This window comes from Anoxybacillus sp. UARK-01, assembly GCF_002075365.1.
Classification (GTDB): Bacteria; Bacillota; Bacilli; order Bacillales; family Anoxybacillaceae; genus Anoxybacteroides; species Anoxybacteroides rupiense.
In genome coordinates this window covers 20,626-33,985 of record NZ_NASY01000047.1, presented here as the reverse complement: position 1 = coordinate 33,985, position 13,360 = coordinate 20,626, and the positions used below count along the sequence as shown (strand labels likewise).

General features: G+C 43.7%; 14 protein-coding genes. 2 read left to right on the top strand and 12 right to left on the bottom strand.

Going from position 1 to position 13,360, the window contains the following annotated elements:
* Positions 1-21 precede the first annotated feature (21 nt).
* A complete protein-coding gene (gene secDF, locus B6A27_RS12265) occupies positions 22-2,274 on the bottom strand; it encodes a protein translocase subunit SecDF (protein ID WP_080862249.1) in 2,253 nt (750 codons plus the stop codon).
* Positions 2,275-2,380: 106 nt separating this feature from the next.
* Positions 2,381-2,683, bottom strand: coding sequence for a post-transcriptional regulator (locus B6A27_RS12260; protein ID WP_139788122.1), 303 nt, complete (start codon positions 2,681-2,683; stop codon positions 2,381-2,383).
* A 111-nt stretch (positions 2,684-2,794) separates the two neighbouring features.
* Here B6A27_RS12260 and spoVB point away from each other — a divergent pair, with 111 nt between their 5' ends.
* Positions 2,795-4,348, top strand: coding sequence for a stage V sporulation protein B (gene spoVB, locus B6A27_RS12255; RefSeq protein ID WP_080862248.1), 1,554 nt, complete (start codon positions 2,795-2,797; stop codon positions 4,346-4,348).
* A 76-nt stretch (positions 4,349-4,424) separates the two neighbouring features.
* A complete protein-coding gene (locus B6A27_RS12250; protein ID WP_044744654.1) occupies positions 4,425-4,808 on the top strand; it encodes a TIGR04086 family membrane protein in 384 nt (127 codons plus the stop codon).
* Positions 4,809-4,953: 145 nt separating this feature from the next.
* Here B6A27_RS12250 and yajC read toward each other — a convergent pair whose 3' ends face one another.
* From yajC to B6A27_RS12195, 10 genes are all read right to left on the bottom strand, one after another.
* Positions 4,954-5,223 (bottom strand): preprotein translocase subunit YajC, encoded by a 270-nt coding sequence (gene yajC / locus B6A27_RS12245; RefSeq protein WP_080862247.1) that lies wholly within the window; start codon positions 5,221-5,223, stop codon positions 4,954-4,956.
* 15 nt (positions 5,224-5,238) lie between these two features.
* Complete coding sequence (tgt, locus tag B6A27_RS12240) at positions 5,239-6,378, bottom strand: tRNA guanosine(34) transglycosylase Tgt (protein WP_080862246.1); 1,140 nt, start codon at positions 6,376-6,378, stop codon at positions 5,239-5,241.
* A 16-nt stretch (positions 6,379-6,394) separates the two neighbouring features.
* The gene (gene queA, locus B6A27_RS12235) at positions 6,395-7,426 is read right to left on the bottom strand and encodes a tRNA preQ1(34) S-adenosylmethionine ribosyltransferase-isomerase QueA (protein WP_044744657.1); all 1,032 of its coding nucleotides are present in this window, start codon (positions 7,424-7,426) and stop codon (positions 6,395-6,397) included.
* A gap of 24 nt (positions 7,427-7,450) precedes the next feature.
* Entirely contained in the window at positions 7,451-7,657 is a 207-nt protein-coding gene (locus B6A27_RS12230) for a DUF2905 domain-containing protein (RefSeq protein WP_044744658.1), read from the bottom strand.
* The gene (ruvB, locus tag B6A27_RS12225; RefSeq protein WP_080862245.1) at positions 7,654-8,655 is read right to left on the bottom strand and encodes a Holliday junction branch migration DNA helicase RuvB; all 1,002 of its coding nucleotides are present in this window, start codon (positions 8,653-8,655) and stop codon (positions 7,654-7,656) included. Before ruvB ends, B6A27_RS12230 begins: the two co-directional genes overlap by 4 nt.
* A 12-nt stretch (positions 8,656-8,667) precedes the next feature.
* Entirely contained in the window at positions 8,668-9,267 is a 600-nt protein-coding gene (gene ruvA / locus B6A27_RS12220) for a Holliday junction branch migration protein RuvA (RefSeq protein WP_044744660.1), read from the bottom strand.
* Between the two features lie 114 nt (positions 9,268-9,381).
* Positions 9,382-9,864 carry an intercompartmental signaling factor BofC gene (locus B6A27_RS12215; RefSeq protein ID WP_080862244.1) on the bottom strand — a complete coding sequence of 161 codons (483 nt, stop codon included), beginning with the start codon at positions 9,862-9,864 and terminating at the stop codon, positions 9,382-9,384.
* Positions 9,865-10,188: 324 nt separating this feature from the next.
* Positions 10,189-11,199, bottom strand: coding sequence for a DUF3231 family protein (locus tag B6A27_RS12210; RefSeq protein ID WP_080862243.1), 1,011 nt, complete (start codon positions 11,197-11,199; stop codon positions 10,189-10,191).
* A 373-nt stretch (positions 11,200-11,572) separates the two neighbouring features.
* Entirely contained in the window at positions 11,573-12,310 is a 738-nt protein-coding gene (locus B6A27_RS12205; protein WP_080862242.1) for a YebC/PmpR family DNA-binding transcriptional regulator, read from the bottom strand.
* A 298-nt stretch (positions 12,311-12,608) separates the two neighbouring features.
* On the bottom strand, positions 12,609-13,322 hold the full coding sequence (locus B6A27_RS12195; protein ID WP_080862240.1) for a YhcN/YlaJ family sporulation lipoprotein: 714 nt from the start codon (positions 13,320-13,322) through the stop codon (positions 12,609-12,611).
* Between the last annotated feature and the right edge of the window lie 38 nt (positions 13,323-13,360).

The window sequence follows — 13,360 nt, the reverse complement described above, 5'->3', positions numbered from 1 at the left end:
CGCCACTCTATTCTTATACCGTTATACTTGTGGTTCTGCATCCTGATGATCCGGCTTTTTCGTTTTTCCTTTTTTCAATTGCTTTCCTTTCCATACCACCCATAGCTGTGCGGCAATAAACAGAGAAGAGTATACGCCGGAAACAAGTCCAACTAGCAAGGCTAGATTAAAGTTGCGAATCGCCTCGCTTCCAAACATCAATAATGCGACAACCGTAAAAATCACGGTCAGAACGGTGTTAATGGAACGGGTCAGCGTCTGTTGCAATGCTCGATTCACTACATGCTGCAAATCCTCAATCGTTTTGACTTTCCGTTTTTTCATCAAGTCGCGAATCCGGTCAAATGTCACAATCGTGTCATTAATCGAGTAGCCGATGATCGTCAAAACGGCGGCAATAAATGTTAAATCGACCTCTAGCTGCGTGAAACTGAAAAACATCACAATAATAAAAGCGTCATGTAAAAGTGAGACAATAGCCGCAAGCGCCATATACATCTCAAAGCGGATCGTCACATAAATGATGATACCAAGCGATGAAATCAGCACAGCGATCAACGCGTTGCGCGCCAATTCTTTTCCTACAGTCGGCGATACGGTGCTGACGTTCGGTTCCGATCCATATTGCTCCTTAAAATACTGCTTGAGCTCAGAAATTTCATGTTTGTTTAAAACGCCGATAAAACGCGCAACGCCAACTTCTTCATTCTTTCCAGATAAAACGATATCTTTTGGCTGTAAGTTTAATTTCTGGAACTGATCCTCCAATTGCTGCGCGTTTAATTTAGAATCGCTCATGATTTCCACGCGTGTGCCGCTCGCAAAATCAATGCCAAGATTTAATTTCATCGTCAACAGCGCAACAATCCCAACAACCGTTAACGCGCCGGAAAAGATAAAGAATTTTTTGCTATGTTTGACGAAATCCCAACGATCAAACTTTGTCGGCACCTCTGTATGCTCGTTCGTTTGAGCAATATCGAGAATTTCCGATTTTTTCACGCCAAAATATCCTGGCTTATTTTGTAAAACGCGGCTATTCACAAGCAAACCAAGGAGCAGGCGCGTGCCGTAAACAGCCGTGATAAAGCTGACTAAAATACTGATAATCAGCATGGTCGCAAACCCTTTGACAGAGCTTGTTCCATACACAAACAGCACAACACCGGCAATAATGGTTGTAATATTCGCATCTAAGATTGTCGCAAACGATCCTTTATTTCCTGTGCGAAACGCGGACATAATCGATTTTCCAAGTTTGATTTCCTCTTTAATCCGCTCATATGTGATAATATTGGCATCGACGGCCATCCCGACACCCAAAATAAGCGCCGCTATCCCCGGCAATGTCAGAACGCCATTCATCCAATCGAAAATCAGCAAAATTAAATAAATATAAGCGGATAACGTAATGACCGCAATCACACCAGGCAAGCGATAAAACGCGATCATAAAGAGGAAAATTAGCGCCACGCCAATAATACCGGCAAGAATAGTTTTCTGAAGGGCGTTTTCTCCAAATTGTGCACCGATCGATGTGGAATAAACTTCTTTCAGCTCAACCGGCAACGCGCCAGCATTTAATAAGTCAGCCAGCTGTCTTGCTTCATCCACCGTGAAATTTCCAACAATCGATACATCCGTTTGATCGAATACTTGGTTTACCGCCGCTGCTGAAATATACTTCGGCTTTGCTTTTCCCGCCTCTTTCGCATAGGAATCAACGCCATCCTTAAAATCAAGCCAAATAACTAATAAATTGTTTGGCGCGCCCATTTTATAGACTTTTTCCGTCACCTGCTTAAACTTGTCGGCATCTTTGAGTTTAATGGCGACACTCGGCTTGCCATGCTCATCGAACGAAAGCTTGGCTCCTCCTTCGGCCAGGTCGCTTCCATCCATTAAGACGTTGTCATGCACATCGCGAAAGGTCAGCTTCGCTTGGGTCGATAAAATTTGCCGCGCCTGATTTTGATCTTTCACACCGGCAAGCTGGACGCGAATCCGGTTTTTTCCTTCTACTTGAATATTTGGTTCACTGACTCCCAGTACATTAATTCGCTTGTTCAGTGCACTGACGGTGCTTGTCAGTGTCGTTTTGTCAATTTTATCCCCTTTTTTCGCCGGCTTTACCTCATATAAAACTTCAAAGCCGCCTTGCAAATCAAGCCCGAGCTTGATATTATGTATAATCCCTTTCGTCGTTGTTCCTAGCGTGCCTGCTAAAATAATCAGCACTAAGAAAAACGCCAGAATGCGACTTCTTTTTACCATAAAAAATCCTCCTTATGTCATCAGAAAACCTCGCTATAGCCTCTCGAAATGCTTCAACATTCCTAATTATGAATCAGTTCGCAAATGCTGTCAATTTTCTACATAGCTATAATAATTCATTTAGTAGCTCTTCGAGATCATCACCTTTAGTGGCCCGCTGCTCACGATATGATTCAGTTGTCAAGAAAGCCATATATTCTCCAATTGAAAGCGATAAAATATCATTTACACGCTCATATAGCCTTCTTTCGTCATTATATTTTTTCCATTTTTTTCTCACTAAACACTCCCAAATTTGTTCGATCGTTACGTGATCGTAGCCAAGCAAGCGAAACTCTTCATACTTGCTTTGCACCGCCGGCATCAATTGTTCACGCAGTTCTTCCATTTTTTCTTTTTCATTTGCCATGACCATCGCTCCCCGTTTTGTCCCACAATACTTGTCATGCTTGTTCACATCTCTTGCATATAGTTAATTGTATAAAAGATCGTCTTATTTGAGAAGGGAGGGAAATACAGGATGTCTAAATTTTTGAAAGGCACACTTATTCTAATCGTTGCCGGCCTTATCACACGAGTGCTCGGATTTATCAATCGCATTGTTATCGCCCGAGCCATTGGTGAAGAAGGGGTCGGTTTATATATGATGGCCGTGCCTACGCTTGCCTTAGCCATAACGCTTACGCAAATGGGCTTGCCTGTCGCTATTTCTAAGCTAGTAGCGGAGGCGGAAGCGGTAGGAGATCAGCGAAGAGTAAAAAAAATTCTCGTCGTTTCTTTAGCCACTACAGGTGTGCTAAGCGCCATCTTTTTTCCGGCAATGGTATTGCTTGCGCCGCTTTTATCGACAACCTTATTTACAGATGCTCGCACCTATTATCCGCTGTTAGCGATTTCACCTGTTGTTCCCATTGTTGCTGTTTCTTCCGTTTTGCGCGGTTATTTTCAAGGAAAACAGCAAATGAAGCCATATGCCTATTCACAGCTGCTTGAACAAATCATTCGTATTAGTTTAATTGCCTTTTGCACGAGCATCTTCTTACCATATGGAATCGAATATGCTGCGGCGGGAGCGATGCTTTCATCCGTGATCGGCGAATTAGGGTCGCTCATCTATTTGTTTTACATGTTCAAACGCAAAAAAAGAATCAACATTCGTCCGCAATTTTTCCATTATGCTAAAGCCGGAAAAGAAACCTTTATGAGCTTAATGCGCATCGCTTTGCCAACAACAGGAAGCCGTCTCATTGGCTCAATCGCCTGGTTTTTTGAACCGATTGTGGTAGCCCACAGCTTAGCGCTTGCAGGAGTTGCTGCCTCATTAGCGACCAGGCAATATGGGGAATTAACAGGATATGCTTTACCTCTGCTCATGCTGCCATCGTTTATTACCTACTCACTATCAACCTCTCTCGTTCCAGCTATTAGCGAAGCGGCGGCACAGCAGCAAATGTTTCTCATCGAGCGGCGCGTTCAGCAAGCCATGCGATTATCCATGATTACAGGAGGCCTGGCCGTTGTGGTCCTGTATGTATTTGCCGATCCCATTATGCAGCTGATGTATGGCACAAGCCATTCTGCCGTTTTTATTAAAGTAATGGCACCATTTTTCCTTTTTTATTACTGCCAAGGGCCTCTTCAGGCAGTTTTACAGGGGCTGGATTTAGCGAAAGCGGCTATGATGAATAGCTTAATCGGCTCTGTTGTAAAAACAGCTTGTATCTTTGCGCTAGCCACTCAGCCAAATTTAGGGATTATGGGAGCAGCTCTGTCTATCGCGATTGGTACGGTGCTTGTTACGCTTCTCCATTTCGCAACAATCATGAAGGTCATTTCTTATTCCATTTACATATTCGAATATATTCACACATTTTTCGTCATGCTTGCAGCAGGTTTTGTTGGACATCTTGCTTTTTATCATTCTCTGACTTCACTTCCAATAAGTATGAGGACCATCGCCGCCATTATCATTACAACAGTGGTATACGTCATTCTTTTAGTCATTTTCAAGCTGGTTAAACGAGAAGAGTTAGTACGCATCCCATTTGTTCGCGGCTTTTTTCGTAAAAACTAACTTCATTTGATTCTAAACATGTCCGGGCCTGAATATACTCTTGCTAAAGATGGCTTAAACGGAGGGAATGAACGAGATGGCTAGGTTTGGCAAAGGTGTTGTCTACGGAGTTCTAACCATTTTTTTACTAGCGTTGATCATTAGCTTTTTATTATCACTTCTTTTGAAATGGACCGATATCCAAGAATCCTCATTAACATGGGTTATTTTTGCTGCATCTGTTCTATCCGTATTTATCGGTGGATTTGTCGCAGGAGGCAAAGGCAAGGAACGCGGATGGCTTATCGGTGGAACCACCAGCTTAGTGTTTACACTCCTCGTCTTTTTCTTTCAGTTTTTAGGACTTGAGCAAACATTTTCAACAAAGCAATGGATTTATCATCTCGGCTTTTTATTAGCAGCCATGCTTGGGGGAGTCATGGGAGTCAATTTGTCGTCATCCAATCGGCACGCAGATTAATATACAGCCTTCCCCACCCATTTCATTTTGAGAAGAGCGATTTCAAGCGAGTCTGATGTGAAACGGTTAAAATGATTGTAGACAAAGTCAAAACGGACTTTGTCTACAGCCTGAAGCTGCTTTTTGCCAAGCAGCCTTTTTTATTCTATTGGTTGTTCTCTGCCACAACCTCGCGAATAGCAGAGCGATCGTATGTAAGACGAGAACCGTCTCCCGCGCGGATCACGACTTTATTCTCATCGATGGAATCGATGATGCCATGCAAACCGCCGATCGTAATAATTTTATCGCCTTTTTTCAAGTTCGCTTGCATTTGCTGAACAGCCCGCTGCCGTTTTTGCTGCGGACGAATCAGCAGGAAATAGAAAATCGCGAACATGATAAGAAGCGGCAAAAGATTCATAAGCGTTGTCATAGATTTCACCCCTTTCTAAAAGTTTTTCGCATTCGGTCTATTAAATCCGTAGCGTTCAAAAAATTCTTCGCGAAAATCGCCAAGCCGATCTTCACGTATCGCTTGTCTCACTTGCTCCATTAATTTTATCAAAAAGTAAACGTTATGATAAGAAGTCAAGCGAATACCAAACGTTTCATCACATTTGATAAGATGACGAATATAGGCGCGCGTATAGTTGCGGCATGTATAGCAGCCGCAGTTCGGATCCAGTGGCGTAAAATCACGGGCGTATTGCGCATTTTTGATGACAAGGCGCCCTTCGCTTGTCATCACCGTTCCATTTCGTCCAATGCGAGTCGGCAAGACGCAATCAAACATGTCAATTCCGCGGATGGCGCCGTCAATGAGCGAGTCCGGCGAACCAACTCCCATTAAATAGCGAGGTTTATTGGCTGGTAAAAGCGGCGTTGTAAACTCAAGCACGCGATTCATAACATCTTTCGGTTCTCCTACCGACAAACCGCCGACCGCATAGCCCGGAAAATTGAGAGACACAAGATCCTGCGCGCTCTGTCTGCGTAAGTCCTCAAATTCACCGCCTTGAACAATGCCAAACAGCCCCTGTTCATTTGGACGGGCATGCGCTTTTAAACAGCGTTCCGCCCAGCGGCTTGTCCGCTCAACCGATTTTTTCATATATTCATATGTCGCAGGATACGGCGGGCATTCATCAAACGCCATCATGATATCAGAGCCGAGCGCATTTTGGATTTCCATCGCTTTTTCCGGCGAAAGAAACAGCTTGTCTCCATTTAAATGATTGCGAAAATATACGCCTTCCTCTTCAATTTTGCGAAATTCACTCAGGCTGAATACTTGAAAGCCGCCAGAATCAGTCAGAATGCCGCGATCCCAGTTCATAAACGAATGCAATCCGCCCGCTTCTTTCACAATATCATGCCCTGGACGAAGCCATAGATGATAGGTGTTGCTTAAAATAATGCCTGCACCCATTTCTTTTAATTCCTCAGGCGATAACGTTTTGACAGTCGCTAATGTGCCGACTGGCATAAACATCGGCGTTTCAAAGGAGCCATGCGGCGTATGAATGATTCCGAGACGTGCTCCTGTTTGCTTGCATGTTTTGATAAGTTCATAACGAATCGGGGTCAAATCAATAGCTCCTTTCTTAAATAATCAGCATCGCATCACCGAAGCTAAAGAAACGATAACGCTTCTCCACCGCTTCTTTATAAGCACGCAAAACATTTTCACGCCCTGCTAAGGCGCTAACTAGCATGATTAATGTTGATTTAGGCAAGTGAAAATTCGTAATCATTCCATCAATCGCTTGAAACTGATAGCCTGGATAAATAAAGATATCCGTCCATCCGCTCTCGGCAATAAACGTTCCATTATGGCGCGATGCGATCGTTTCAAGCGTACGTGTTGATGTGGTTCCGACTGCGATAATTCGCCCGCCCTTCTCTTTCACCTCATTCAACAATCGCGCTGTCCCTTCTGTCATCTGGTAAAATTCTGCATGCATATCATGTTCTTCGATATTCTCAACATTGACGGGGCGGAAGGTACCAAGTCCGACATGAAGGGTAATAAAAGCTAGATGCACTCCTTTTTGACGAATATCCTCAAGCAGCTGCTCCGTAAAATGAAGCCCTGCTGTCGGCGCTGCTGCCGAACCGCGTTCACGGGCATACACGGTTTGATAACGCTCCTGATCGTCGAGCTGTTCTTTAATATATGGAGGGAGCGGCATCTCCCCCAAGGATTCCAACACCTCATAAAATACTCCGTCATAAGCAAATTCCAGTATTCTTCCTCCGTGCTCCAACTCCTGTCTGCACGTTGCTTTTAAACGGCCGTCACCAAATAAAATGCTTGTTCCTTCTTTCACGCGCTTCGCTGGCTTCACGAGCGTTTCCCAACGGTCTCCTTCCACTTGCTTTAATAAAAGCACTTCAATTTTTGCGCCCGTATCTGATTTTTCTCCATAAAGGCGCGCCGGCAATACTCTTGTATCATTTAATACGAGACAATCCCCTTCATTCAAATACGATAAAATCGCTCGAAAGGTTTCATGATGTTTCGTTTCTCCTGTATTTTTATTGAGCATAAGCAATCTCGATGCTTCTCGGTTCGCAAGCGGTGTTTGTGCAATTAATTCCTCCGGTAAATGAAAATCAAATAAATCTATTTTCATCGCGTTCACCCATTTCTATTGTTGTTAACGAAATCGACCGATAAAATAAAACACAAGCGAAAGCACTACACTTAAAATAATAGAAGTCACAACTGGAAAGTAAAATGTTGTATTCCCCTTTTGGATGACAATATCGCCAGGAAGCCTGCCCAGCTTAATAAATTGCATCAGAAACCCCACAACAATCAAAATGGCTCCGATCATCATGATCATTTTAGGAAGACTGCTCATGATTTTGGCACCTCCATTCCAAAATGCTCATAGGCGCGATAAGTGACGATGCGCCCGCGAGGAGTCCGCTGCAAAAAGCCGATTTGCAGCAAATACGGCTCATATACATCTTCAATTGTTTGCGCTTCTTCACCAATGGTGGCCGCAAGCGTATCTACACCGACAGGACCTCCGCAAAATTTTTCCATCATCGCTCTTAATAATTTATGATCAATATGATCCAATCCTAAACGGTCAACTTGCAGCAACTCCAGCGCTTCTGTTGATAAGGCATGTGTAATCACTCCGTTGCCTTTTACTTGAGCAAAATCTCTGACTCTGCGCAACAAGCGATTGGCAATGCGCGGAGTGCCGCGCGAACAACGCGCGATCTCAACAGCAGCCGCCTCGTCAATCCTAACTTCCAGAATATCTGCTGTTCGTTTGATAATTTGCGCAAGCTGCTCCGGCTCATAATATTCCAGCCGGCTGAGCACACCAAAGCGATCCCGGAGCGGTGCAGAAAGAGCACCAGCTCGTGTCGTTGCGCCCACAAGCGTGAATGGCGGCAAGTCAATACGCACCGAACGAGCCGTTTGTCCTTTGCCAATAACGATATCTAGGCAGTAATCCTCCATAGCTGGATACAGCACTTCTTCAATCGAGCGGTGAAGGCGATGAATTTCATCGATAAATAATACATCTCCAGGTTGAAGAGAAGTTAAGATCGCCGCCAGGTCTCCGGGGCGTTCGACCGCCGGTCCAGTGGTGGTGCGCAAGTTCCCCCCCATTTCGTTTGCGATAATGGCGGCCAGCGTTGTTTTTCCAAGTCCGGGCGGTCCGTATAAAAGCACATGATCCAACGTTTCGCCACGCAGCTTTGCCGCTTCAATAAAAACTTGTAAATTTTCTTTTACTTTCTCTTGTCCGATATATTCCTGCAAGCGTTGCGGGCGGAGGCTGTATTCAAGCGATACATCCTCGCCGGAGGCATCGCTGGCAACAAGACGCTCTTCCATCGTCCTTCCCTCCTATTTTAATAGTAATTGCAGCGCTCGCTTCACATATTGATCGGTAGACATCGGTTCCTTTTTTAGAGCAGGCGCCACCTTTTGAATTTCACGATCTGCATAGCCGAGAGCCTTTAGCACTTCAAGCGCCTCGTCAAAGGCATTCTCCTGCTTTTCATCCTCCCAGCTTGTAAATAAGTCGTTCGTCGCTCCTAGAATGACTCCCTGCAGTTTCCCTTTTAAATCAAGAATCATTTGTCGCGCTGTTTTTTTGCCGATGGTCGGAAATTTGCACAAAAAGGCTTCGTTTTCCTCTTCAATCGCCTGCACGAGCTGACGTACATCTCCTGAGGCTAAAATAGCAAGCCCTCCTTTCGGGCCAATGCCGGAAACTTGAAGCAGTTTCGCAAATAGCGTTCGTTCTTCGCGCGTCCGAAACCCATAAAGAGCCATGAGGTCTTCGCGCACATATTGATATGTATAGACCGTCACGATTGTATCATGACTGGGCCGAAACGAAAATGGGTTTGGCGTGAAAATTTGATAGCCAACTCCGGCCGTTTCAATGACAATATATTCTGGACAAACATACTCAATGTATCCGCGAACAAACTCAATCAACGTTTTTCCCCTTCCCTTATCCGTACTGTTTCTCATTGTACCATATGATAATAAAAAAACGAATGTATATTCCTCTTTTGCAAAACAAAAAGACTTATCGTCTGGATAAGTCTTTTACTGAGTAACGGCAAATGGCCGATAGGCTTCAATGACCTCTTTATAACGATCTTTCGAAATCACGCGAATACCTTTTTTCAGCCGTTCTTGTTGATGGCTTTCTAGCTTTTTTATATCGAGCTGGAAAAACGATTGAATCACGCGTGATGATTTTCCTGGCTTGCCTTCAAAAATAGATAAAGTTCCATCCTTTGTTAAGCCAAAATATCCATTCGCTTTTGACAAAGGTGAAATATCTTGAACCATTTTCTGGAACACAATTTGTTCATCATCAAGATTGACAAGCTGCCAGCCTTCATACTTTTTCCATATATCCTTCATCGATGTAATCGTTTCTTGTTTAATTTCTTCACTCACTTCTCCGTCCACGTATATTCGTTCTAACAAAATCGTCATTTGAGTGGCCGGCTCTTTAGCGAAGGCAGCTGAGGAACTTATAAATGAAATCGCGATAGCCAAGCAAGCCATCAAAAGCTTCATTGTCTTCCCCTCTTTCTCGGTAAATAATGAAAGCTATTTATAGTTTCACCTTTTAAGAAAATTTTATCCATAAAAAACACTCACTCAAGAAGTGAGTGTCCGGTTGTAGACAAAGTCAAAAATGAGATTTGTCTACAACCATTCTCATCCTCTATTTATGGTGTTCCACATCAGCCTGAGTGGAAAACGCTTGGCAGACAAGAAACGCAGCCGAACAAAGACAAAAATCGAACAAAAGAAATTCATGAGCAGACGAATGCGGCCAGTGACGCAGGATGAAAGCATTTAACAACGGTCTGACACTCACTCAAGAAATCAGTGTTTTTATTTCGACTCCACTACAAGCCGTTCGCGATCAAGGAAGTGAGGCGGTTGTTCAAGCCATCCGCGCTCAATCATTAAATTCACTCCATCCTCCGCATAGGCTCCCGCTTTCGCGATAAAAGAAGCATAGAGAGCCGCTACATCTCTTCTTAATGAAAACGCCATGGCCTGTCCATACACACCAATCCCAAGCCCTGATAAGGAATTGACTAAAAACAGCATTAATCGCTCTGAATATGGCGCAACTGTTGATCCATTGACGACTGTGTCCCATGTCATCGAAGCTGGAATATTGTCTTCCTGCAGCACCTCAAAAATGGAGGTCATGATCTCACTGCATACTTTTTGTCCTCTTAAAAAGAAGCTGCGAATTTCAGGATCCCTCGCTACTTGCGCAAATCCGATTAACGTAGCCTTCGCGATTTCATTGTTAATGGAGTTCATCACTAAATAGGCTGCTTCAATCGCCAAAAGCGGTCGTCTGCGTCCAAGCCATCCAGTAAGAAAGCTTTGCTTTTCAACATAATCCACTTGCTTTGGATAAGCCATATAAGGAGGACGTATATATATACCCTGACTTTTCATCATGGCGCGCACACGCTTATTTAATTGAATCGCATCTTCGCTAAATTGTTTATATAACTGATGGATATCATCTCGAGAAGCCATCACAATGGAAGTAGCATGTGAAGTGATTTTAAATTGGCTCATTTGGTTAAGATACTCTAAATAAAATGTATCGGAAAAAAGCTTTGGCGCTTGACGATTCACATGCTGATCGACCGGAAACCCGTCTGGTTTAGCAATTCCTTCCTCGCTAAATAGTTGCTCTAGACTTTGGAGATGATTTTGGACAACTTTCAATCCTTCTTCCAGAAGCATGCGCACTTCTTCATCTTCTGCTGTCAGCTTAAAATGCGTGATAACGCTTTCCACCATGCTATCATATATATAGGTATTCCACATATTTGCAATTTCAGCGCTTGTTAAGCGGACTTCATTTTTCTTCATACTGATCCCTCCATGGAACATATTATGTTCCTTCCCAAAATGAAGTATGTAAAAAATCGGTCATCTGAATACCCCAAAAAAAGGAATATCACCTTACCATTCTTGATTTACCTGTGGTGCTAGATAAAATCGGTTCATTTATCTTCCTCGTACTATAGCGTCATCTGCATACTTACAGGGGGATAAAGCTTGCGGGAGAAAGTGATATGGATGATCGTTGCATATAAATTCCCCCTAACACCATGGGTTTTCAATTATTTTTTCTATCACTGAGTCATGATGTTGATGAACATTTTGTATCCTCTCATAAAAAATCCCATTCTCTGCAGAGAAATCACGTTCTCTCTTGCAAAGAACGGGAAATATGATCGTTTTATGGTATCGCCGTTTCATCTAAATTATGGTACACTTCTTGAACATCGTCATCATCTTCAAGCATATCAATCAGCTTGAGCATTTTCGTTAGGTCATCGCCTTCCAGCGTTGTGTAGGTTTGCGGGATCATCGTGATTTCAGCGTTTACAAACGTTAATCCATTCTCCTGAAGCTTGTTTTTCACCTCTTCAAAATGCTCAGGTGCTGTATAAATTTCAAATGAGTCGTCCATTGTTTCCATTTCTTCCGCTCCTGCTTCAATCGCTTGGAGAAGCATCTCATCCTCGTCGATCTCTAACCCTTCGCGAGCGATGACAAGCCATCCTTTTCTTGCAAATAAATAGGACACGCATCCTGTTTCTCCAAGATTTCCGCCGTTTTTCGAAAATGCTGCGCGAACATTTGCCGCTGTGCGATTTTTATTATCCGTCAGACAAACGACCATGACTGCCACGCCACCTGGACCGTACCCTTCATAACGAATTTCTTCATAGTTGGCATGCTCCTGATTGCCTGCCGCTTTGTTGATGGCCCTTTCAATATTGTCGCTCGGCATATTCGCCGCTTTTGCTTTTTCAATGACGAGACGCAGCGCGGCGTTGACATTTGGATCGCCACCACCTGTTTTGGCTGCAACGTAAATTTCCTTCGCCAATTTCATAAACAGTTTGCCGCGTTTGGCATCCTGTGCATTTTTTCGACGTTGGATATTTTTCCATTTGGAATGTCCAGCCACTTTCCATTTCTCCTCTCATCATATCAAATTTTCGATATTACTATACCAAAAATAGCGGAAGCATGAAACAGCTGCCAAGCGATATAGATGCAGCTTGAAGAGTGTATAAATTAACAAAATAACAGATGTTTCTAATAATTCAATGTCACACTTTGCTCCCATCGCACATTCGCTTAATGAAAGCCCAGCTGTACCAGCTAACTTCATAATTGGAGGACGATACCGTTTTTTCGTGAGGAGGTCTAGACCGTTTGAAAAGAAAAAGGAGATGCCATTTGCCGGCATCTCCCTGCAGCATTTATCGTGTATTGGTTGGAGTTTCCATTATTTTCCCTTTATAAAAAATCGTCTTTAAATCCCGGTTAATTTCTTCAAACGGGCGGCCGTAACGTATGTTATTGTCAATGACGCGAGCGCGCTGATACATGCTTGGATTCGAAACGACGCGCACATGCTTTCCTTTCGTATATGGAGCGATCGCTTTCGCTACATTTTGCTCCGTACGATTTGCATCTTTTCCTCCCGTTTGAATGGCTACTAATACATGGTCCTTATATACAAGCGCCCGGGCATCGCTGACATTTTTGACTTTAGCCGCTTCTTTGGCTACCTGCTCGGCAAAACGTCCGTCATAATGGTCGTAATAAGAAGGATGTGTTTTATTATTTTGCAAGTGACCATGATAATTTTGGTCTGCTTTGCCGAAATTCGCTTCTAGAGGCAGCGATGGAGTCGACCGATCGTAACGATCTCGACGAAGCGCATCCGTACCGAAAAAATCCGCAACTGGACCATTTTGGTTGTCCATCATATAGGCATTTCCGTCATTCTCAATATTTGTTCCGTAACGGCCATACGTATATGGAGTATTCGTCCGATCCGTTGAATAATAACCGATCGGTCTTGTTTCATCTCGATAGCGTGTTGCCCGATCTTCCGCATCGTAATTTGCGCATGCGGCAAGCCCACTCACACAACAAAAAACGCCTATTGCCGCGATTGTTTTTCTCAACGGAAAAACCCCCTTTATTTGCCTTGGGTCAAGCACCT

Coding starts and splice junctions, on each gene's coding strand:
- B6A27_RS12250 (WP_044744654.1), top strand. CDS start 4,425: ATGGCTAGGTTTGGCAAAGGTGTTGTCTACGGAGTTCTAACCATTTTT.
- B6A27_RS12210 (WP_080862243.1), bottom strand. CDS start 11,199: ATGAAGAAAAATGAAGTCCGCTTAACAAGCGCTGAAATTGCAAATATG.
- spoVB (WP_080862248.1), top strand. CDS start 2,795: ATGTCTAAATTTTTGAAAGGCACACTTATTCTAATCGTTGCCGGCCTT.
- yajC (WP_080862247.1), bottom strand. CDS start 5,223: ATGACAACGCTTATGAATCTTTTGCCGCTTCTTATCATGTTCGCGATT.
- secDF (WP_080862249.1), bottom strand. CDS start 2,274: ATGGTAAAAAGAAGTCGCATTCTGGCGTTTTTCTTAGTGCTGATTATT.
- ruvB (WP_080862245.1), bottom strand. CDS start 8,655: ATGGAAGAGCGTCTTGTTGCCAGCGATGCCTCCGGCGAGGATGTATCG.
- B6A27_RS12260 (WP_139788122.1), bottom strand. CDS start 2,683: ATGGCAAATGAAAAAGAAAAAATGGAAGAACTGCGTGAACAATTGATG.
- queA (WP_044744657.1), bottom strand. CDS start 7,426: ATGAAAATAGATTTATTTGATTTTCATTTACCGGAGGAATTAATTGCA.
- B6A27_RS12230 (WP_044744658.1), bottom strand. CDS start 7,657: ATGAGCAGTCTTCCTAAAATGATCATGATGATCGGAGCCATTTTGATT.
- B6A27_RS12215 (WP_080862244.1), bottom strand. CDS start 9,864: ATGAAGCTTTTGATGGCTTGCTTGGCTATCGCGATTTCATTTATAAGT.